We start from the raw sequence: 19,876 nt of genomic DNA, 5'->3' as shown, positions 1-19,876 counted from the left end.
GTCACCGTCCGGGAAAACCGGGGCACCAATGGCTGCAGACCCACAACGGGATGCAGATACCGAAGAGACGGAATCAGTGCTCGAGTCGACAACCGAATCCGACGGGACAGCGGCGACGTCCCGTCGTCGACTCCTATCTGTGGCGGCGACCGGTGGGGCGGCCGCACTCGCAGGGTGCGCCGAGACGTTTGCGGGCGAAGACGCTGCCGAGGACCAGTTGCGTGTGATGGTCTGGAGCGGCAACTACGCCGACCGCTTCGAGGAGGGACTCGTCTCCCAGTGGGAGGCCGAACACGACGTCGAGATCGATCTTCGTCGTGGGTGGGGCGAGGTGTTAGAAGACATCCGGAACGCGCCGGAAGACGACCCGCCGTTCGACGTCACCGTCGCGGAGGGGAACTTCTACTACTACGGCCGGCAGGACGATCTCTTCGAGCCGATCGATGTCGACAACATCTCGAACTATAACGAGATCATGGACTTCTTCACCGAGATCCGTGATCCGGAGTACGGGATGCCCGTCGACGGGGCGCCGTGTACGATCATCCACCGCGACGACGCGGAGATCGACCCCGAAACGTGGGCCGACCTCTCTTCCGACGCCGTCGACGAAAGCGCAGGCGTCGGCATCGACACCGGCTTCTGGTGGTACCCGATGTACGCCGCCGCGATCGGCATGGACGACGAAGACGGCGCCAGCGAGATGTACGACGACGCGCTACACGACGATGTCCTCCAGCAGATCGAGGACTGGGGCGTCGAGGAGTGGGCCGCTTCCGGCGAGGACATCTGGCAGGCCTTCGAGAACGACATCATCGACATCGCCCAGTGGTACTACGACCAGACGGCCTTCGACATCGACGACTACGAGGATCTGTCCCACACGATGCCAGAGCAGACGACCGGCTGGATGAACAACTGGTGTATCGTTCGGGGGACCGAGATGCACGACGAGGCCGAGCAGTTCATCGACTTCCTGCTCGACGCCGATGTCCAGTCCGAGTGGGCCCAGAACCACCCGATGATGTTCAGCAACGAACACATCGACTACCCTGCGGAACTTGAGGACGACCTCCCGACGACCGACGAGGAGGCTCGCACCATCGAGTTCCCGGACTGGGAGTATCTCTCGGAGCACGGCTCCGACCTCTCCGACGAGTTCTCCCGCATGCAACAGGAGTCCTAACGCGACCACACACTCAATCCAATGTCCGAAATTACGTTACAGGGACTCGAGAAACAGTACGGCGAAACGACGGCGGTCGAAGACGTCTCCGTTGAGATCAACGACGGCGAACTGCTGTGTCTACTCGGGCCGAGCGGCAGCGGCAAGTCGACGACGCTCCGGATGATCGCCGGCCTCGAGACGCCGACGGAAGGCGCGATCCGAATCGGCGGCGAGGACGTCACCGAGCAGCCGGCCTACGACCGACACACCTCGACGGTGTTTCAGGACTGGGCGCTGTTTCCCCACAAGTCGGTCCTCGAGAACGTCGCCTTCGGCCTGAAGATGCGCGGCGTCTCGGAAGACGAGCGCCACGAACGCGCCGAGACGATGCTCGAGCGCGTCCAGATGGGATCCTACGACGACGAGGACCCGACGAACCTGAGTGGGGGACAGAAACAGCGGGTGGCACTCGCCCGCTCGCTGGCGGTCAATCCCGACGTGTTGTTGCTCGACGAGCCGCTGTCGAACCTCGACAAGCGGCTGCGCGAGGACATGCAGATCGAACTCCGGGAGATCCACGAGGACGTCGAGGAGACGTTCGTCCACGTCACGCACGATCAGGACGAGGCGTTCACGCTGGCCGACCGTATCGGGATCATGGACGGGGGACAGCTGATCCAGGTCGGCGACCCCGACGAGATCTACGAGAACCCGAAGAATCGGTTCATCGAAGGCTTCCTCGGCGATACGAACTTCGTCGAGGGAACCGTCGAGTCGGCCAACCCGGACCTCGTCACCGTCGAGAGCGAACTGGATGACACGCTCACGATCCCGGCTGGCGAGGACCACGAGGTGGCCGAGGGGACGCCCCTCGAGTTGTCGCTGCGACCCGAAATCCTCTCGATCGATCGACTGGCGTCCGACGCCGAGGGGACGGCGAGCGAGGCGGACGAGGAGCACGAACCCATGCTCGCGGACGGCAGCGTCCTGAACACCGTCACCGGGACGGTCGACACCGTCCTCTATCGAGGCTCGACCGTCCGCTACTCCGTCTCGGTTGGCGACTCGTCAGTGTTTGTCGAACGCACCGACACGACCGAGGAATCCCTGTCGGTCGGCGACGAGATTCGCATCGAGTGGAACGGAAGCGACGTGCTCGCGTTCCACACCGACGGAACGCGGGTTGGGATCTAGCGATGGCAGAGACGAACACCGACACCGGCCTCGTCGGCTCGGTCGGGACGGCGCTTCCGACCCGCTCGGACCTCGCGGAACTGTCGAGTTCGCGGAAGGCGCTGCTGTTGATGGCGCCGCTGCTCGCGTTCGAGGCGCTGATCTTCGTCGTCCCGTTTTTCATCCTGCTGCGGATCAGCGTCACCGAGGGCTCGAGCGACCACGTCTACGAACCCGGCACCTGGTCGCTCGAGTCCTACGCCGTCGTGTTCAACAGCGGCTTACTCCACGACATCATCCTCTACTCGTTCCTGCTGGGTGCGATTGTGACCGTGCTGTCGGTCCTCATCGGGCTGTTCTACGCCTATGCGATCTGGCGCTCGAGCGGGATCGTCAAGTCGTTATTGTTGCTGTCGGTCGTCATGCCACTGTTGACGACGCTGGTTATCAGGACCTACGCGTTCAATCCGCTACTGTCGCCGACGGGGACGTTCAACGATGTCCTCCTGTCGGCGGGGCTACTCTCGGAGCCGATCCAGTTCGTTCCCGCGACGGCGGGGGCCGTCGCCGGCCAGTTGTACATCGTCCTCCCCTACGCCGTGTTGGCGATCTACAGCGTGCTGGCGACGATGGACTGGGGGATCGTCGAGGCGGCACGCGACCTCGGGGCGAGCCGACCACGGTCGTTCGTCGAGGTCGTTCTCCCGCAGGTGATTCCCGGCATCATCGTCGCGGCGGTGATCTCCTTTGCCTGGAGCGTCGGTGCCTACGCGGCGCCGGACCTCCTCTCGAATGGCATCACCTTCGCCGTCCACGCCGAGGATCTGATGATCGGCGATATGCGCTACTCGCTCGCGGCCGCGCTGTCGGTCGTCATGCTCGTGTTGATGCTCGTCAGCGTCACGGCCATCACGCTCGTGCTCAACCGCTTCGGAGGTGACTTCGACCTTGCATAGAGAAACGCTCGAGACGCTCGCGTTCCGCGCCGGCTATCTAGCACTGTTCGCGTTGCTCGTGTTACCGCTGCTCGTCGTCGTCGTGACGTCGTTCGCGGCGTCCGGTCGGCTCGCGTTCCCACCGGAGAGCTACTCGCTCGTCTGGTACGGCGAGTTCTTCGGCGACCTTCGGTGGCTCACGGCCTTCGAGAACAGCATCATCGTCGGCGTCGGCACGGCGATCCTCGCGACCGTTCTAGGTGTGCTGGGCGCGTTCGGCCAGGAGATCGACGACGACAGTCGGATCGGCTCGATTGTTGGGCCGCTGGTCCTGCTCCCGCTGTTGATCCCGCCGGTGATCCTCGGGATCACGCTCCTGATGTACTTCAGCGAGCTCGGCATCCGCGGCTCGTACGTGACGCTCGTGCTCGCTCACACGCTGTGGGCGACGCCGCTGGTCTACTTCGTGATGCGGTCGGTGTTCAGCCGCTTCGACTGGCAACAACTCGACGCCGCCGCCGACCTCGGTGCCGGGCCGATCCAGTCGTTCGTCCACGTCGTCCTGCCAAACGTGAAACAGGGCGTCTTCGTCGGCGGCCTGCTGGCGTTCATCATCAGCCTTCAGGAGTTCGTGATGGCATTGTTCCTCTCGACGGCGAGTACCGAGACCATCCCCGTCCTCGCCTGGACCGAGATCCGACAGGCGCTCGATCCGATGGTCAGCGTCGTCTCGACGTTCCTCATCCTGTTTTCGCTCGTCGCGCTCGCCCTCGCGGTGCTCGCGACGAACTTGGAGTGGGTCTCGAGACAGTTGTCCTGACCACAGGGCCGAGGTCGGCCCCCTCGAGAACGTTTCGTGATTCTCGCTCCCTCCGGTTCGCTGCTCGAGTCGGCTCGTCGCACCGACGCGTTCTCGAGTCGTCGGGTCGACGCGGCGAGGACCCTCGTCGGTTCCGTCGATACGGGAAACCTACTCTGTGAGAACAAACGGCGCACGGATCGTCGTGGTCGACCGTCGAGACGGCCGCGAGCAATGGCGCTGCCAGGGCAACTAGCAGGCGAACGCCGCTTCAGGACAGGCGGAGCGACGACGAAACCGAGCGTTCCACGTGCGAAGACTCAATAGGCGAACTGTATCAACACGCAGCCGACCAGAATGACGGCCGATGCTGTCCCTTTCTGGAGCAGCGTGAACCGGTTGAACCGTTCGCTGAGGAGCTCGGGGGCAAGCTTCGACAGCGAGAGCGCGCCGACGAAGACGAGCATGACGTCGAGTTTGGTGATCGCCGTCGCAAGCGATACCGGGCCGTACTGGAGAGCACGGATGAACGTAAACAGCGCGAGCGCGTTCAGCAGACCGCCAGCGACGAGGACGAGGGCGCCGACCGATACCGTCTTTGATTGGGTTTCCGTTCCCGCCACTGCTCTGCCGGGAAGGCGGACCGAGATCGGCGTGTCGGGACCCACCTCGATGGCCGGATCGACTCGCGGCCGGAACCGACCGTCGGTTCGAAACGGGATCGCCGCGCCGACCGAGAGGAGGCCCCCGAGGCTGATCCAGAAGAGCAACTCCCAGGTTCCGAAGTTCGCCGTGAGCGCCTTCATTCCCGTATTGAAGACCGCGAACGCGACCGCGGCAAGCAGGGCGACTGCGAGCACCGACGGTTCCATGTCGGGGCGACCGGTTCGGCCGAATCCCGTCGCTCCGGCGTCACGCTCGCGATCGATCGAGATGAACAACGCCCCTGCGACGACGAGTCCGATCCCGACGTAGACGCCCGTCGGGAACGACTCGCCGAGTGCGAGCGCGCCGAGTATCAGGACGAAGACCGTTTCGATCGCCAGCACCGGCACGAACCGCGAGACATCGCCGACGACGAGTCCCCAGTAGTAGACGCCGTACGCGAGCGTCGACACGACGCCAATACCGATCGCCGCCACGACCGCAGTCGTCGGGACTGCGGCTCCGGATCCGCCCGTAATCGCGGTCCACTCGAGGACCGGACCGGCGGCGACGTAGACGGCGTAAAACGGGACGCAGGTGTAGATCAACAGCGCCACCGGATCGTCGATAGCGGTGCCGCTGATGACCTTCAAGAGCAACGCGATCCCGGCGTAGATCGCGGCCGTGAGTATCGCGTAGACGAGCCAGGTCGCGATCACCAGCGGGTCACCTTGCTACTGCGACGATAGCGATCGTTCGCCCGGTCGGGTCGCCGATCTCGAGCGGAGCGGGTCCACACCACGTCCCGGACAAACGAATCGAGGGTCAAAATTCGCTCGTCTCCGACGACCGGTTCTCGAAGCGGACTCGTCTCGTGTACCGAAGTACACGCACGACGGCTCGGCGGTTACCTCGGGAATGTCCTACAGAGACGGAGCGACGACTACAGGAAGCGGAACGTCTCTAAGTTCTTCGGCGCGAAGGTGCGCATGTTGTAGTCGTGATACAGCGCCGAGGACAGATCCTGGGTCGAGCGTTCGTCGCCGTGGACACACAGCACCTTCTCGGGGCGGGGATTCATCGTCTTGACGAAGTTCTCGAGGCCGGCGCGGTCGGCGTGGCCGGAGAAGCCGTCGACGGTTTCGACGTTCATGTTCAGCGAGAGGGTGCCGCGACCGGTGTCGCCGGCGGCGCCGACTTCGCTGGTCGGGATCTCGTCCCAGCCGGTCTGGATGCGTCGACCGAGGGTTCCCTGGGCCTGGTAGCCGACGAAGACGAGCGTCGAGTCCGGGTCGGGACCGATGTGGCCGAGCCAGGACATGATCGGACCGCCAGTAACCATCCCCGACGTCGAGAGGATGATACAGGGACCGCCATCGGCGACATCCTGTCGTTCCTCCTCACCGGCGTCGATGTGGTTGAACTCCTCGGCCAGGAACGGGTTCTCGTCCTCGTGGAAGATCCGGTCCCGGAGGTCGTCGCGCAGGTACTCGGGATAGGTAGTGTGGATCGCCGTCGCCTCCCAGATCATGCCGTCGAGGTGAACGGGCATCTCCGGAATGTCGCCGTTTCGCATCGCCTCCTCTAAGACGAGCATGATCTCCTGTGAGCGACCGACGGCGAACGCCGGGATGACGACCTTGCCGTCGCGCTCGTAGGTGTCTCGAATGACCTCCTTGAGTTTCTCCTCGGAGTCTTGCTGATCGGTCTGGTAGTCGTTGCGACCGCCGTAGGTCGACTCTAAGACGAGCGTCTCGACCCGTGGGAAGTCGTTGACCGCACCGTTGAACAGGCGGGTGTCCTCGTAGTGGATGTCCCCCGAGAAACAGACGTTGTAGAGACCGTCGCCGATGTGGAAGTGCGAGACGGCCGAGCCCAAAATGTGGCCGGCGTTGTGCAGCGTAAGCTTGACATCGGGTGCGATGTCGGTGACGTCGCCGTACTCGAGCGGGATCGTGTGTTTGATCGCCTCGCGGACCTGTTCGGAGTCGTACGGTGGTGAGCGCCCTTCTTTCGCGGCGACATCCAGATAGTCGAGCGTGAGCAGTCCCATCAGATCCCGCGTCGGCTCGGTACAGTAGATGGGTCCGTCGTAGCCGTACTTGAACAGCAGCGGGATCAGGGCGGAGTGGTCGAGGTGGGCGTGGGTGAGGACGACGGCGTCGATGGTCTGGGGGCCAGCGCCGAGTGCCTCGGGGGCGTGTAGATACGGCACTTCTCCCTCCGCACCGGGCTTGTCACCACAGTCGACGAGGATGCGCGTTTCGGGCGTCGAGAGGATAAAGGAGGCCCGACCGACCTCGCGACAGCAACCGAGCGTCGTGATGCGGACGTACTCGTCGTCGGACATCTCTTCGCGGTGGATCTGTCGACCGACTTTCTCGAGAATGTCCCGACGCTCGTCGCGTTCTTGCTTGAGGAAGCTGCGGACGTTCGAAACCGTCGAGGATTCAATCGGCGGCGTGCGGACGACTTCGGGCGTCCAGCCGACGTTTTTCGTGATGTCTCGAAGCGTCGAACCGTGGCGGCCGATCACCATTCCTGGTTTCTCGGCTTCGATGACGACTTCACCGGTATCGGTATGGAAATCGAGGTCGGTGACGCCGGCTTCCTCGGGGATGGCCTGCATGACCTCCTCGCGGGCGTCGTTGGGACGCGAAAGGACCGTCGGATCGGGGCGGACGGTGATCCGCTTGCGGAGTTTGCTCGCGAGCTTGCGGATGAGATCGCCCTGCCGAGCGAACTTCTTCGGGTCGCGGGTGTAGACGACTAGCTCCGGCCCTTCGTATTTCACCGAGGAGACCGAGATATCGCTCGGTAGCTCGCTCGTGATCTCTGCTTTCAGATCGTCAAGTTGCTGCTCTACAGTGCTCATAGGTCGCCAAATGTGGCTTGCGTGAACTCGCCGGCGGGAGCGTCCGTCCGGAGTCGACAGTCCGTTGGTCGGGACCGTCCAGTCGTTGTCTCTCCCGTGTCGACGACAGTTTCGGGGACGGTCCGGATCGAACGACGCAGTACGTCACTATCCGACTCATCTGTATACTCCGTGCCGTGACGAACACGCTCCCAGGTTGGTTATCCTGGTCTACTGCGGGACAATTCCAGGGAGAACCCGCTTACCTGTGGCTATTCCTTGCGTGGTATAAAAGCCTTCGCAAACAAAAGGACACTCGAGCGAAAAGGAGACGTATGCACGTTACACCCGACCGCGTCCGCGCCGAACGCGACTGGATTACAGCCCGCGCCGGAACTGTCGTTCCGATCATCAACGATGTCCGCGACGACCTCGGTGCGGTCTTCGACACCGATGTCGACCACGTGTCCGAATCGCAGTACCACACCGAAGTCGACGCTGTCTTCGCCGACGGTGATCTGGCGGTCAACGTCGCTGCGATGGTCGCCATCCTTCGTGATCTCGATGTCGACGGCGACTATCCCGGCTTCGTCGTCGACGAAATTCTCGGGCGCGAGCTGGCGGCGACCATCGCCGGCACCCAGCCCCTCCGGACCCTCGGCGAGGCGACCTTCCACTACGCCGACTTACAGGTCCACGGCGGCCCGGACGAAAACGCCGGCGTCGACGACCTCGAGGCGGCCCTCGCTGCGGGATTTCAGGAACGAATTCCCGGCTGGAACTGGACCGAACGGGAGAGTCCCTTCAGCGTGGATCCAGAATGAGAATGACTCGGTTAGTCGTCGGCTGATAGAGATACGAGCGCATACCCCCGCCTTCCCGTGAGTGACGAGTGTTCCGACAGAGCGTCGGAACCGAGGAGCGAACAGGCGAGGGTCGAGTGGACACTCAGGACACACAAATCACCGTACTGTGGCCGGACTGGATGACCGACCAAAGGTTTTTCTCGTGTCCCAACATACTGGAAACTGCAACGGAATCGGTGAGACGCCGGCCCCCAACAGACAAGGGGCGGTGACGAACGCGGTCTGTTCGTCACACGGCAATGACATCGATTCCGATGGGGCCTGCGTGACCGGGCCACAGCCCTATACCGAGGGAGAAAACGAGAGTTTCGCCGGTATCAAGCGAGAGCAAAGCTCTCGCGGAACCGTCGGAAGACTGTGTCTTCCAAGATGCTGCCGGTTCCCTCTGAGTGCGGGTTGGAACCGCAACGTCCTGCTTCGGCAGGCCGGTCATCCGATGGCCGGATGCCACGGCCTGAAGGCCGTGGAGGAGGTCACTCGCCGTCCGCAGCGTCCTCGTCACCGTCCGCTGTTTCCTGTTCTTCGACTTGCTCTTGCAGTTGCTCCTCGAGTTCGTCCTCGTCGATCTCCTGCCCGTCGCCCTGTGGGGGTTGCTGCTGTTGGAGCAACTGTTCGTAGAGGTCGGTGTCGCCGAGAACAGAGATGTCGCCCGTCCGCAGTGCGTCGATGATCACGTCGGCACTGCCGTCGATAAGATAGATCCCCATCTCCCCTTCGGACTCCTCGATTCGCAAATCGTCGTCGGCTTCCGCAGCGGCGCGGTCCTCGAACTGCTCGATGGCGCCCTCGAACAGCTCCATCTGGCGCTGGTAGGCTTCCTCCTGGCTGAGTTCGCCCGCCTGAACTGCCTGCTCGAGTTCCTGAAGGTCTTCGGAGGAGGGTTCAGCGACCGCCGTGAGTTCGGTTCCGGTGCTCTCATCACCATCTGGATCGTCGGAGACGCTGAGATCCGAACAACCGGCGATAGAGGCCGCGACGCCGGTGCCTGCAAGCTGAAGGACTCGACGGCGCTGCTGGAAGTCTGACATCGTGTACTAGCCCGCGGAACGCCCCCGGAATAAGCCTTTTTATGCACTCGAGAACGCGGCACTCGTGTCGCGGTCCTTTTGTTCGCCCGACGGCTACGCCGTTGTAGTGACGTCGATCGATCAGCCGGAGACGGTGACGCTCGAGCAGCCCACCCTCGAAGCCGCCTGCGACGCCGTCAGCGACGGGATCGCACGCGAGGCGCTCGTGACGATCTTCGGTCGGTGTACGGTCGACTACGACGGGCGCGCCTCGAGCCGGCTCGAGGCCGGGGATCGCCACGTCATGCTCAAACCCGACGGCGCGGCGCTTGTCCACACCGACGAGGGCCAACAGCCGGTCAACTGGCAGCCACCGGGCTGTGAGCACGCCGTCTCCTGTCTCCGCGAGGACGACGCGAGGACGCTCGTCCTCGAGAGCGTTCGATCGACGCCCGACGAGCGATTGTGCGTTCGGTTTCGACGCGTCGATCACGTCGCCGCCTTCGCCGGTACTGACGAGACCGAACTCACGCTGTCGGGCACCGAGGAGGACCTCCGCCAGCGGATCCTCGAGACGCCAGCGATGCTCGAGACCGGCTTTACCCCGCTTGCGACCGAGCGCGAAACCTCTGCTGGGGCGGTCGACATCTACGGCGAGGACGACGCCGGCCGAACGGTCGTCGTCGAACTCAAACGCCGCCGCGTCGGCCCGGACGCGGTGAGCCAACTGCGCCGGTACGTCGACGCGCTGACGCGAGATCTCCACGCCGACGCCACCGTCCGGGGCATCCTGGTCGCACCCTCGGTGACCGACCGCGCAAGCCGCCTGCTGGCCGAACACGACCTCGAGTTCGTCGCCCTCGAGCCGACAGCCGAATGAGACGGGGTACGGATCCCCCTCGTCGGCGTGCCTGCAGTTGTCGCGATGATTCCTAACTGGCTCGCGACCTGCCCTCGAGCTATGAGTAGTCGACTCGAGCGACGAACCGACGAGAGCGAGGCCGAACGAGCCGACACAACTGGTCGCGATGGCACTGACTCCGCCGTTACCGAGACGCCGGCGTTTCGCCTCGGACGCATCCTGTTCGGTGGCGTCCTCGCGTTCAACGCGCTCGACAATCTGCGGAACCTCGAGGGCCGGATCGCCTACGCCGAGGCCAAGGGCGCACCGGAGCCCGAAATCGCGGTCCCCGCGATCAGCGTCAGTCTGCTCGCCGGCGGCATCGGGGTCGCCCTGTGGCGGCTGCCAGCCAGCGCCGCTGGGGCAGTCGCAAGCTTTCTCATCGGCGTGACGCCGATGATGCACGACTTCTGGAACGCAGACGATCCCGAGGAGAAACAGAACGAACTGATCCACTTCCTCAAAAACACCGCACTCCTCGGTGCTGCGCTCGCGCTCCTGAAGGTCGGGCAGCGCGAGGACTGACCGCAACCGATCGACGCTATCTCACCGCTCGTTCTCGAGTACTTGTTTGAGTCGGTCCAGTTCGGTCAGCGCCTCGACGGGCGTCAGATGGGCGAGATCCAGCGCCCGGAGTTCGGCGGCGATGTCGGTCGGCACGTCACCGCCGTCTGCGGTCGCGGCGACGGCCTCGGCGCTCCGTTCGACGTCGGTCGTTGTGACGGCCGTCCCGTCACTCGCCGCTTCGTCGACCAGTTCTCGAGAGCGTTCGACGACCGTTTCGGGAACGCCGGCGGCGGTCGCGACCTCGACACCGTAGGAACCCGTCGCCGCGCCGGGAGCAACCTCGTGCTCGAAGACGACCTCGCCCTCGTCCTGCTCGACCTCGAAGTGGAGCGTGAACGCGGCCTCGAGGTCCTCGGCGACGTCAGTCAGCGGATGATGATGGGTCGCAAAGAGCGTCGTCGCGCCGACGGCGTCGTGGAGGTGTTCGGTGATGGCCTGCGCGATGGCGAGGCCGTCCGCCGTCGAAGTACCTCGACCGACCTCGTCCAGCAGTACCAGTGAGCGCTCGTCGGCCGCACGCAGGATGGTCGCGAGTTCGTCCATCTCGACCATGAACGTCGAGCGCCCGCCCGCGATGTCGTCGCTCGCGCCGACCCGGGTGAAGATCCGATCGACGGGCGTGAGCCGCGCCGCCGTCGCGGGGACGAAACTGCCGACCTGTGCGAGCAGGACGATCTGAGCGACCTGGCGCATATAGGTCGACTTTCCCGACATGTTCGGACCCGTGATGACCGCGAGCCGTTCGTCGTCGGCGAAGTGAGCATCGTTCGGGACGAACGAGTCCTGCGTGCGCTCGACGACGGGGTGGCGACCGCCTTCGATGTCGATCTCGAGCCCGGACGGGTCCCCAGTCGCCGTGGCGTCGTCGCTCCCTGCATCGGGCTCGAGAATCTCCGGCCGACAGTAGTCGTACTGGGCGGCGACGGTCGCGAGCGAGACCAGGGCGTCGAGCGTCGCGACAGCGTCTGCGAGCGTCTGGACGCGCTCGACCTCGTCGGCGACCTGCCGTCGGACATCGCAGAACAAGTCGTACTCGCGCTCGTCGGCTCGCTCCTCCGCGCCGACAATCTGACTCTCGCGCTCTTTGAGTGCCGGCGTGACGAACCGTTCGGAGTTTTTGAGGGTCTGACGGCGCTCGTAGTTCTCGGGGACGGCCTCGAGATTCGGATTCGTCACCTCGATGTAGTAGCCGTGTACCGAATTGTAGCCGACTTTCAACGAGTCGACGCCGGTGCGCTCGCGTTCTCGTTCCTCCAAGTCGTCGATCCACTGCTTGCCGTCTCGAGCGGTGGCCCGAAGGTCGTCTAAGTCCGCGTCGTACCCCTCGGCGATGACGCCGCCCGCTGTGATCTCGATCGGCGGATCCGAGACGATGGCGTCGTCGATCAGTTCGCGGATGTCCGCGAGCGGATCGAGCGTCTCGTGGAGCCGCTCGAGGCGCTCGCAGTCGGCGTCGGCCAGTCGCTCGCGGAGTTCGGGAACGACGGCGAGCGTATCCCGGAGCGACCGCAGGTCGCGGGCGTTCGCTCGCTCGCGGGAGATCCGTCCAATCAGGCGCTCGAGGTCGTAGACATCTCGCAGCAGTTCGTGGAGGTGTTCCCGGCTCTGGACCGAGCCGGTTAGCTCCTCGACAGCGTCGAGGCGAGCATCGATCCGATCGGGCTCGAGCAGCGGCCGCCGGACCCAGTCCCGGAGTTTGCGCCCGCCGAGCGCGCTCGCGGTTTCGTCGAGGGCGCCGACCAGCGTCGCGTCGTCCCGGGCGTGGACGGCCCGCGGTTCGAACAACTCGAGGCTCCGCAGGGCGACGGCGTCGAGCAGCAGGTACTCGCGCGGGTCGTACCGCGTGAGGTGGGTGAGATACTCGAGGCGGGTGCGCTGGCTCGCGTCGATCGGCGGGGCCGGCTCCGAATTACCGGCGTCGGCCGGTTCGTCAGTGTCGTCTGCTTGGCCGTGTTCGCCGCCGCGGGCATACTCCGCGTACGCGAGCAACGCGCCGCAGGCCCGGGTTTCGGCGTCACCGGCGACCAGCGCGTCGGGCTGACCGAAGTACTGCGAGAGCAGGGACGCGGCGCGCTCGCGCTCGAAGACCGCGGCGTCGAACGGCGTCACCATGCAGTCCGCGGGTACCAGATCCGTCGACGCGTCGGGACCGACGACGGCCTCGGATGGATCGAAGCGGCTGATCTCGTCGGTAATCGCCTCGCTCGAGGTCGAACTCGTCGCGAGGAAGTCGCCGGTCGAGACGTCGAGCAAGGCGAGTGCGAGGGCGTCGTCGTCCGAGGGAGCGCCGGACCCGTCGCCGCGAGCCACTGCGGCGACGAAGTTATTGTCGTCGCTTGCGAGCAGTTCGTCCTCGGTGAGCGTCCCGGGCGTAATGACGCGGGTGACTGCCCGCCCGACGACGCCCGAGGTTTCGCCGGGTTCCTCGACCTGATCCGCGACCGCGACCCGATAGCCGGCCTCGAGCAACGCCTCGATGTAGGATTCGGCGTTGTCGATCGGGATCCCGGACATCGGGTACTCGCCGGTCGAGTCCTCCCGGCTGGTGAGGGTTATCTCGAGCAGTCGCGCGGTTCGTTCGGCGGCGCCGCAGAAGGTTTCGTAGAAGTCACCGACCTGAAAGAGGACGAGCGCGTCGTCGTAGCGCGCACAGAGGTCGTGATACTGACGCATCATCGGCGTCAGTTCCTCGCGTTTCTCGGCCATCGCTTCGGGCGGGCCAAGCGCGGAATCCATACTCCAATCGGGCCGCTCGACGGGGAAATAGCTTGCTGGATCCGACGGTATCCGATCGGCGGGCCGAAAGAGAAAGCGGGAGTGTGGGGGATGTCACACGCCACAGACGGTAGGCGATGGGTTGTGCTGGTAGCCACGGGGAGTGGCCAGTTACGTGTACTCCACGGTGACTATAATCGACGTCGATCGTTCGCACAGGATGATAACTCACCGCACGCGGTGTGACGGTTCCGACGCGCCGCTGCATCGGTCCACTCGAAGAACCAGGATGGTATTCGTTCGAGACACGCCGCTCGGCGAGACTCGTTGCAGTCGTACTCGAGATCGGCCGCGCCAAAATGGCTGGTGAATCAAGCCAGCCGTCGACGATACGTCCAGTGTACGCAAGCCCTGACAGGCCTGCATATCGACTGACCACACTGTGATAAATAAGGCTATTCGACAGGTTCTGGAAGGTCACGATCGGCTGTCTTTCTAGCACTCGAGAAAGAATCGGAAACGCAGATATTGCATATTCTAGTCGAAACGGGCTACGCCTCGTCAGTTCGGGAGTTCGTCTCGAAGTACAACTCGGCGTGATTCGCACAACCCGGGTTGAATTCGGCGTCGCAGTCGGGACAGCGATAGTCGGCCTCGAGGTAGGCGGGAACGGTCAGTTCGGACCCGCAGACGCCACACAGGACCGAGGGCTCGTCGAAGCGAGCGCGAGGCCACGGCACGGCGTCGTGATCGGTCACCGCTTCGTGACAGCGAAAACAGGGGAAGTAATCCTCACAGCAGGCGAATCTGAAGGCGACGACGTCGCGTTCGGTGTGGTAGTGTTCACACCGCGTGTCGTCGTCGACGTCGACGCCGCGGACGGACGGGGAAGACACGAGTGATCGTTCGAACCGACGGCCTCACGGGCCTTCGGCGTTGTGAATCCCGCTTCGGGTACGTCTCGACGGGTAACTCCCCTCGCAAGTGACCACTCACCGCAAGCGACGAAACCTGGCGCTCTCGAGGTGGCGAGCCTGTAACTCGAGGTGGCATCCGCAATGGCTGGGGAGCCGAGCGAGCCGGCTCTCGAGGCCACGCCTCACTCGAAGGCCGCGGTATCGCCGCGCCGGTAGCGGTCCAGTCGGCGGTAACCGTGGACGGTCGCCTGGGTGTCGAGTTCGATCTCGTAGCGGCCGATGATGTCCTGCGTGTCGGGGACGGAGCGGCGCTCGACCACCTCGACGACGGCACGCCAGCCCTCGTCGGTGGGTGCAATCTCGCTGACGGCGTCGAACTCACGGCCGATGAGGTCGCCGGCGGTCGACTGGACGGTCCGGCGCACGGCGAGGACGCCTTCGATCTCCGAGTCGGCGTCGACATCCTCCGTGTCGACCGAATCAGGGTCGGTCTTTTCTTCCGCCGTCATCTCGGTCGCGTCGAGCTGACGGCTTCGGCTCTCGCCCTCCTCGCTCTCGGTTTCGTCCTGTTCCTCTGCGTGCTCGGTCTCGGCTGTTTGACTGTCACTCACGGTTGGATCACTCTCGTCGTGTTGGAAGCAAAATCCGTCCTCGGTGGCCGGCCGCGAACAGCGCTCGCCGTCCCCGGTGAGCGCGAGACATCGATCGGTCGCATCGTTCGTGTCGGCTTCGGCCATTGTCGGTCTCCTGTGATTAGGTCGGTCTCATACCGTCTCGGCGATCGTCGAGCGGAGTTCTTCGATATCCTCCACGCCGGCCTCGGCGACTTTCGGCGCGAGCACGTCGGTAAAGACGTCTACGAGTAGCTCGTCCTCGAACTGCCCGTCCTCGTCGCCGCCCCGTCCGTCGAACACCGTGAGCCCCTTCGCGGCGGTGATCGCCGCTCGCGTTCCGACGACGATCTCGAGGTCGTCGCGCAACGCGCGGGTGGTGCCGACGATCGTCTCGATATCGTCCTCGGGGAGGTCGACGTGGGCCTCGACGACATCGCGTTCGGTCTGCTCGTCGTAGTAGTCGACGTGGACGCCGACGAACCGGTCGAGTAACGCGTCCTGCTGGCGGTGAACGCCCGCGTACTCGGCGTCGTTCGAGGTGACGATGGCCCGGAACTCGGGGTGGACCTCGATCGTGCGATCCTCGCCGCGCTTTCCCGGGCGCTCCAAGACGCCTTCCTCGAAGACCGAGAGCAAGACGTTGTGTGCCGCGGGATCGCTGCGCGAGAACTCGTTGTAGACGAGCGTCGCACCCTCTCGCACCGCGACCGAGAGTGGGTTGTCCACCCAGCGTTCGCGGACGATCTCGGTCTGCTTGCTGACGCCGCTGACGAACCGGTCGTCTTCCGTGTAGCGCTCTCCGCCGGCGTGTGCGCCGACGAGCGCCGCCGTGTCGACGGCCTCGTCGCCGTTGAGCCAGACGACCGGCCGGCCGCGTTCGGCGGCCGCCGACAGGGCCAAGGCCGTCTTGCCACAGCCCGTCGGTCCGATCAGGTGGACCGGTTGATCGGCCTCGAGCCAGCCGGTGATCCGATCTCGGATCGATTCGACGGCGTCGGTTTCGACGAACGGCTCCGGGGTGATGTCAGCGGGGTCGGCGAGCGGAGTGTCGCCGTTTCGCTCGCGCGCGTTCGAAGCCGTTCGCGCCAGTTCTTTCTTCGCTCGTCGCCCTTCTTTCTGGGATCGATCGCTCCTGATCTTCCGACCGCGGACCTTACGCTTGCGCGAGGTGTCGTCGGCCATCGAGCGTTACTCCGCGGACTGGGGCGACGATTCGGGTCGCTGTTCGACCTCGAGCTCTTCGAGCTCCTCGAGATCGCCCTCTGCGGTGGCTTGCTCAATTTTTGCGATCTCCTCCGCGTAGTGCAGGAAGGTGTCGACGGATGCGACGACGACACGCGCTTCGATCGTCAGCAGTTCGATGCCGACGACGGACACTCGCGCCCAGATGTCGATGACGACACCCTTGTCGAGGATCCGGTCGAGTACCTCCGCCAGACTCGAGGAGTCGGGCCGTCGTTGTGGTTGTGCCATGCCGTCTTGGCGTTCACGACCGGCTCCCAACACGACTTGCACTGCGACTGCAAGCCACCGGCGGTCGCCTCGTCGGTCTCCGAGCCGGTCCGATCCGACACGTTCCGAACGGCTGATCGACCCGGACGTTTATTCGATACCGCTCCAGAGTCGTGGTATGCACGAGGTGTACGAAAATACGGTTCGCTTCGAGGAAACCGACGCCCAGGGCATCGTCTTCTTCGGCAACTACACGACCTACGCCGACGAGACGCTGATGTCGTACATGGACGCCATCGGCTACCCCTACGAGGAACGCAACCCGCTGGAGTGGGAGCTCCACGTCGTCAACGTCGACCTGTCCTATCACGCGTCCGCCGGCGTTCGGGACCGACTCGTCAACTCGATGCGCGTCTCGAGCATCGGCACCTCGAGTCTCGAGTTCGAGTACGAGTGTCGACGCGCGGCCGACGACGAACTGATCGTCAGCGGGACGCTCACCCACGTCGGCGTCGACGACGACGGCGAACCGACCCCCGTTCCCGACGATATTCTCGCGGCGATCGAGGCCTTCCAGGGCGAACTGCCGACGGCCTGACCCGCGGCGGCGGTCGAGGCCGTCCAGGGCGAACTGTCGTCCCGTTTTTCGAGCGCGTCTCGAGTGACAGCTCTTTCCGGTCGGCGACTGGCGACTGCAAGCACCACCGTCAGGCCGCGTCCTGTCGAACGACCGCCACACGTTCCTCGAGTCCATGACCAACCGCTACGTATACGGCATCGTCGATGGCGAGCCGATCGAGTTCGAGACCGACGCCGTCCACGGCGAGGAGTCCGTCTACACCATCTCCTACCGTCGGCTCGGCGCCGTCGTCTCGGATATCGAGACGACCGATCCCGAGGAGACCGACGAGGACGCACAGCGCCACGACGACGTCCTTCGGGAAATAATGGACCACGACGGCGGTCGAACCATCGTTCCGATGCAGTTCGGGATGGCCTTCGAGAGCGACCGGGCGCTGAAGAATGTCCTTCGGGGTGCGCGACCGGCGTTTCGACGCGCGATCAACGACATCGAGGGGCGGTTCGAACTCGGTCTGAAAGTCGTTCGCGACGAGGACGCCACCGTCGACGTCGACACGGTCGAAGCAGGCGTGGCCGACGCACTCGAGCCGATCGCGGCCCAGTCGGTCCCCAACGATCTGTTCAGCGACCGGCTCGTGACCAATCGATCGTATCTCGTCGACCGTGACGAGCGCGAGACGTTCGACGCGGCCGTCGCGGATCTCGAGGAGACCTACGACGATCTCACGTTTCGCTACACCGGCCCGTTCGCACCGTACAGCTTCGTCGACGTCGAAATCGGCGCCCAACGATAATCATGTTCGTACTGGACGACCTCCTGTTGCGGCCGTTCGTCGGCATCGTCGACGCACTGCATACGATGGCGCTGGACGAACTGTACGACATCGAGGCCCTCGAGGACGAGCGCAAGGAGAATCAACTGCTATACGAACTCGGCGAGCGGTCCGAAGACGAGTATCGGCGCCGCAAGGAGGAACTCGAGGCCGAACTCGAGATCGCTCGCGAGGTCCACGACCACCTGCGAAGCGGCAAGATCGAGGTAAAATCCTAATGTCCGACGACCCACACCGCGACGACGCGGACGAACCGGGAGACGAGCGCGACGACGCGAGCGGGGACGCCCCATCCGACCGCGACACCGACGGCTCGATCCTCGACGGTGGTGGAGCCTGGCTCTCGAGTCTGCTCTCCGCGCTCGAGGATCGTGGCCACGGGTCGGCGTCGGGACGGCGACGACCCGATCGCTCGACGCTCGAGTTCGACGTGTCGATCCGTTCGATCGCGGACGCGCTCGAGGAGTCGGCCGACCGCGAGCGGTCACGCCGAGACACCGACGCCACGGGTCGCGGGCGAGAACGACAGAAACGACGCCGTCGAGGACCGACGGTGTCGAACCATCACCTCTCGGCCCGCCACCGCGACGACGAACTGCTCGTGACTGCAGACGTCGCCGGGGCCGATCCGGACGCGGTGACGGTCGGCTTCTCGGATTCGACGCTGGTCGTCGCCGTCGCCGGTCGCGAACTCGAGCGCGTCGAGGTGCCCTGGACCGCTCGAACGGCCGAGGCGCGACTTCGAAACGGCGTGCTCACTGTTCGCGTGGAACCCGACGACCGCGACGGCGAGGGGACGATCGACGAGACGACCGGTTCGGAGGGTGACGATGAGTGAGACGGACGCGCTCGAGGACGGATTCGACGCGCTACTCGAGGAGGGCCAGGACGCCCTCGACAACCTCGAGTCGGTACTGGGCGACGCCGACTCGCTCGAGGACCTCGAGGGCAGTACGCTGGAGTCGGTGTTGGGGGACATCGAGACGCTCGCGGCAGTCGCGACGGAAACCGAGGAACTGCTCGAGGCGATCGACTTCAGTAACTTGCCCGACGCGGTCGACGGCGACGACCTGCTCGCGGCGATCGACGCCGGCGAGATTCCAGACGCCCTCACGGACGCAGACACCGGCGTCGGCGACGTCGTCGATTTCACGCAGGTGTTCCGGGCGATCGACTTACTCTCGGCCTGGGACGCGACGGATCTCGGGGCCATCTGGGAGGAGAAACGCGAACTCGAGGATGCGGTCGACGATATCGGCGACGGCGGCCTCGTCGAGACGGCGGCAGATGCAGTCTCCGGCGAGGGTGACGACGAGTTGGTGGGCGACGATGGACTGATCGGTGACGACGATATGCTCGAGGACGCAGACCCGGTCGAGGCGCTCGGCGACATCGACGTGATGGAGGACCCCGAGGCCTACCAGGTCGCGATCCAGCAGGGTGCGATGGCGGGCATCGACGCCTTCCGCGAGGCCTTACTCGAGACCCACGCGACGTTCAATCGACTCTACCAGTTCAACCGCGAGAAGATGCGCCGCCAGGACACCAGCCCGAACTCGCGAAATCCGACGGCGGCGTCGACGATGCCGACCGAACGCGCGGCCGTCGGCAGCGGCGTCAAACACGCGACAGTTCCACAGGACGTGCACCTCTCGACGGCCCCCAGCCGCAGGCGCATCTACGGCCAGCGGTTCGAGCGAGAACGGCAGCGACGGAGACGACGATGACTGATCCACCACCACGACCGATCCGGCGAGGTACTGCCTGCGACCGAATCCGATCTTCGAGCGAGCGTGGCCGACAGCACGATCCACGTCCGAAACGAGGCCTCGAAAAGGGAGGTGAGTG

20 protein-coding genes are annotated in these 19,876 nt (G+C 64.7%); 12 read left to right on the top strand and 8 right to left on the bottom strand.

What is annotated here, in order from left to right; all coding sequences use genetic code 11:
- Positions 1-28: 28 nt before the first annotated feature.
- From D8Y22_RS17105 to D8Y22_RS17090, 4 genes are read left to right on the top strand one after another with little or no spacing between them, the layout of a single operon-like run.
- A complete protein-coding gene (locus D8Y22_RS17105; RefSeq protein ID WP_141465903.1) occupies positions 29-1,186 on the top strand; it encodes an ABC transporter substrate-binding protein in 1,158 nt (385 codons plus the stop codon).
- A 21-nt stretch (positions 1,187-1,207) separates the two neighbouring features.
- Complete coding sequence (locus D8Y22_RS17100; protein WP_141465902.1) at positions 1,208-2,362, top strand: ABC transporter ATP-binding protein; 1,155 nt, start codon at positions 1,208-1,210, stop codon at positions 2,360-2,362.
- A gap of 2 nt (positions 2,363-2,364) precedes the next feature.
- Positions 2,365-3,297, top strand: a complete 933-nt coding sequence (locus D8Y22_RS17095; protein ID WP_141465901.1) for an ABC transporter permease — start codon at positions 2,365-2,367, stop codon at positions 3,295-3,297.
- Positions 3,290-4,096: an ABC transporter permease gene (locus D8Y22_RS17090; RefSeq protein ID WP_141465900.1), complete on the top strand. Its 807-nt coding sequence runs from the start codon at positions 3,290-3,292 to the stop codon at positions 4,094-4,096. Before D8Y22_RS17095 ends, D8Y22_RS17090 begins: the two co-directional genes overlap by 8 nt.
- A 299-nt stretch (positions 4,097-4,395) precedes the next feature.
- Here D8Y22_RS17090 and D8Y22_RS17085 read toward each other — a convergent pair whose 3' ends face one another.
- The gene (locus tag D8Y22_RS17085) at positions 4,396-5,439 is read right to left on the bottom strand and encodes an EamA family transporter (protein ID WP_141465899.1); all 1,044 of its coding nucleotides are present in this window, start codon (positions 5,437-5,439) and stop codon (positions 4,396-4,398) included.
- Between the two features lie 224 nt (positions 5,440-5,663).
- Positions 5,664-7,595 carry a beta-CASP ribonuclease aCPSF1 gene (locus tag D8Y22_RS17080; RefSeq protein WP_141465898.1) on the bottom strand — a complete coding sequence of 644 codons (1,932 nt, stop codon included), beginning with the start codon at positions 7,593-7,595 and terminating at the stop codon, positions 5,664-5,666.
- A 314-nt stretch (positions 7,596-7,909) separates the two neighbouring features.
- On the opposite strand from D8Y22_RS17080, the gene D8Y22_RS17075 reads away from it, so the two are divergent.
- Complete coding sequence (locus tag D8Y22_RS17075) at positions 7,910-8,398, top strand: hypothetical protein (protein ID WP_141465897.1); 489 nt, start codon at positions 7,910-7,912, stop codon at positions 8,396-8,398.
- 515 nt (positions 8,399-8,913) lie between these two features.
- Here D8Y22_RS17075 and D8Y22_RS17070 read toward each other — a convergent pair.
- Positions 8,914-9,468, bottom strand: coding sequence for a hypothetical protein (locus D8Y22_RS17070; protein WP_141465896.1), 555 nt, complete (start codon positions 9,466-9,468; stop codon positions 8,914-8,916).
- 106 nt (positions 9,469-9,574) lie between these two features.
- On the opposite strand from D8Y22_RS17070, the gene nucS reads away from it, so the two are divergent.
- Both nucS and D8Y22_RS17060 read left to right on the top strand, forming a co-directional pair.
- Complete coding sequence (gene nucS / locus D8Y22_RS17065; protein ID WP_246084486.1) at positions 9,575-10,327, top strand: endonuclease NucS; 753 nt, start codon at positions 9,575-9,577, stop codon at positions 10,325-10,327.
- A gap of 81 nt (positions 10,328-10,408) precedes the next feature.
- Positions 10,409-10,873 carry a DoxX family membrane protein gene (locus D8Y22_RS17060; RefSeq protein WP_141465895.1) on the top strand — a complete coding sequence of 155 codons (465 nt, stop codon included), beginning with the start codon at positions 10,409-10,411 and terminating at the stop codon, positions 10,871-10,873.
- Between the two features lie 21 nt (positions 10,874-10,894).
- On the opposite strand, the gene mutS is transcribed toward D8Y22_RS17060, so the two are convergent.
- The 5 genes from mutS to gvpA form a co-directional block, all read right to left on the bottom strand.
- Complete coding sequence (gene mutS, locus D8Y22_RS17055; RefSeq protein WP_141465894.1) at positions 10,895-13,651, bottom strand: DNA mismatch repair protein MutS; 2,757 nt, start codon at positions 13,649-13,651, stop codon at positions 10,895-10,897.
- 530 nt (positions 13,652-14,181) lie between these two features.
- Positions 14,182-14,526 (bottom strand): CHY zinc finger protein, encoded by a 345-nt coding sequence (locus tag D8Y22_RS17050; protein WP_141465893.1) that lies wholly within the window; start codon positions 14,524-14,526, stop codon positions 14,182-14,184.
- A gap of 203 nt (positions 14,527-14,729) precedes the next feature.
- On the bottom strand, positions 14,730-15,284 hold the full coding sequence (gvpO, locus tag D8Y22_RS17045) for a gas vesicle protein GvpO, halophile-type (RefSeq protein ID WP_141465892.1): 555 nt from the start codon (positions 15,282-15,284) through the stop codon (positions 14,730-14,732).
- A 27-nt stretch (positions 15,285-15,311) separates the two neighbouring features.
- The gene (gene gvpN / locus D8Y22_RS17040) at positions 15,312-16,343 is read right to left on the bottom strand and encodes a gas vesicle protein GvpN (RefSeq protein WP_141465891.1); all 1,032 of its coding nucleotides are present in this window, start codon (positions 16,341-16,343) and stop codon (positions 15,312-15,314) included.
- A 6-nt stretch (positions 16,344-16,349) separates the two neighbouring features.
- Positions 16,350-16,634 carry a gas vesicle protein GvpA gene (gvpA, locus tag D8Y22_RS17035; protein WP_141465890.1) on the bottom strand — a complete coding sequence of 95 codons (285 nt, stop codon included), beginning with the start codon at positions 16,632-16,634 and terminating at the stop codon, positions 16,350-16,352.
- Positions 16,635-16,791: 157 nt separating this feature from the next.
- Here gvpA and D8Y22_RS17030 point away from each other — a divergent pair, with 157 nt between their 5' ends.
- The 5 genes from D8Y22_RS17030 to D8Y22_RS17010 all read left to right on the top strand — a co-directional run bounded on the left by D8Y22_RS17030 (position 16,792) and on the right by D8Y22_RS17010 (position 19,755).
- Positions 16,792-17,211: an acyl-CoA thioesterase gene (locus D8Y22_RS17030; protein ID WP_174811895.1), complete on the top strand. Its 420-nt coding sequence runs from the start codon at positions 16,792-16,794 to the stop codon at positions 17,209-17,211.
- Positions 17,212-17,365: 154 nt separating this feature from the next.
- Positions 17,366-17,989, top strand: a complete 624-nt coding sequence (locus D8Y22_RS17025; protein ID WP_141465888.1) for a GvpL/GvpF family gas vesicle protein — start codon at positions 17,366-17,368, stop codon at positions 17,987-17,989.
- 2 nt (positions 17,990-17,991) lie between these two features.
- Complete coding sequence (gvpF, locus tag D8Y22_RS17020; RefSeq protein ID WP_141465887.1) at positions 17,992-18,246, top strand: gas vesicle protein GvpF; 255 nt, start codon at positions 17,992-17,994, stop codon at positions 18,244-18,246.
- Complete coding sequence (locus D8Y22_RS17015; RefSeq protein ID WP_141465886.1) at positions 18,246-18,866, top strand: Hsp20/alpha crystallin family protein; 621 nt, start codon at positions 18,246-18,248, stop codon at positions 18,864-18,866. Before gvpF ends, D8Y22_RS17015 begins: the two co-directional genes overlap by 1 nt.
- Entirely contained in the window at positions 18,859-19,755 is an 897-nt protein-coding gene (locus D8Y22_RS17010) for a hypothetical protein (RefSeq protein ID WP_141465885.1), read from the top strand. The genes D8Y22_RS17015 and D8Y22_RS17010 overlap by 8 nt, the downstream gene beginning before the upstream one ends.
- The last annotated feature ends 121 nt before the right edge of the window (positions 19,756-19,876 follow it).

Origin of the sequence: Salinadaptatus halalkaliphilus (assembly GCF_006543045.1) — an archaeon.
In the GTDB taxonomy this organism is placed as follows: domain Archaea; phylum Halobacteriota; class Halobacteria; order Halobacteriales; family Natrialbaceae; genus Salinadaptatus; species Salinadaptatus halalkaliphilus.
The sequence above is the reverse complement of the archived record's forward strand: the minus strand, read 5'-3'. Positions and strand labels throughout refer to the sequence as shown.

Coding starts and splice junctions, on each gene's coding strand:
- D8Y22_RS17105 (WP_141465903.1), top strand. CDS start 29: ATGGCTGCAGACCCACAACGGGATGCAGATACCGAAGAGACGGAATCA.
- D8Y22_RS17100 (WP_141465902.1), top strand. CDS start 1,208: ATGTCCGAAATTACGTTACAGGGACTCGAGAAACAGTACGGCGAAACG.
- D8Y22_RS17095 (WP_141465901.1), top strand. CDS start 2,365: ATGGCAGAGACGAACACCGACACCGGCCTCGTCGGCTCGGTCGGGACG.
- D8Y22_RS17080 (WP_141465898.1), bottom strand. CDS start 7,595: ATGAGCACTGTAGAGCAGCAACTTGACGATCTGAAAGCAGAGATCACG.
- D8Y22_RS17075 (WP_141465897.1), top strand. CDS start 7,910: ATGCACGTTACACCCGACCGCGTCCGCGCCGAACGCGACTGGATTACA.
- D8Y22_RS17070 (WP_141465896.1), bottom strand. CDS start 9,468: ATGTCAGACTTCCAGCAGCGCCGTCGAGTCCTTCAGCTTGCAGGCACC.
- D8Y22_RS17060 (WP_141465895.1), top strand. CDS start 10,409: ATGAGTAGTCGACTCGAGCGACGAACCGACGAGAGCGAGGCCGAACGA.
- mutS (WP_141465894.1), bottom strand. CDS start 13,651: ATGGATTCCGCGCTTGGCCCGCCCGAAGCGATGGCCGAGAAACGCGAG.
- gvpO (WP_141465892.1), bottom strand. CDS start 15,284: ATGGCCGAAGCCGACACGAACGATGCGACCGATCGATGTCTCGCGCTC.
- gvpN (WP_141465891.1), bottom strand. CDS start 16,343: ATGGCCGACGACACCTCGCGCAAGCGTAAGGTCCGCGGTCGGAAGATC.
- gvpA (WP_141465890.1), bottom strand. CDS start 16,634: ATGGCACAACCACAACGACGGCCCGACTCCTCGAGTCTGGCGGAGGTA.
- D8Y22_RS17030 (WP_174811895.1), top strand. CDS start 16,792: ATGCACGAGGTGTACGAAAATACGGTTCGCTTCGAGGAAACCGACGCC.
- D8Y22_RS17025 (WP_141465888.1), top strand. CDS start 17,366: ATGACCAACCGCTACGTATACGGCATCGTCGATGGCGAGCCGATCGAG.
- gvpF (WP_141465887.1), top strand. CDS start 17,992: ATGTTCGTACTGGACGACCTCCTGTTGCGGCCGTTCGTCGGCATCGTC.
- D8Y22_RS17015 (WP_141465886.1), top strand. CDS start 18,246: ATGTCCGACGACCCACACCGCGACGACGCGGACGAACCGGGAGACGAG.
- D8Y22_RS17010 (WP_141465885.1), top strand. CDS start 18,859: ATGAGTGAGACGGACGCGCTCGAGGACGGATTCGACGCGCTACTCGAG.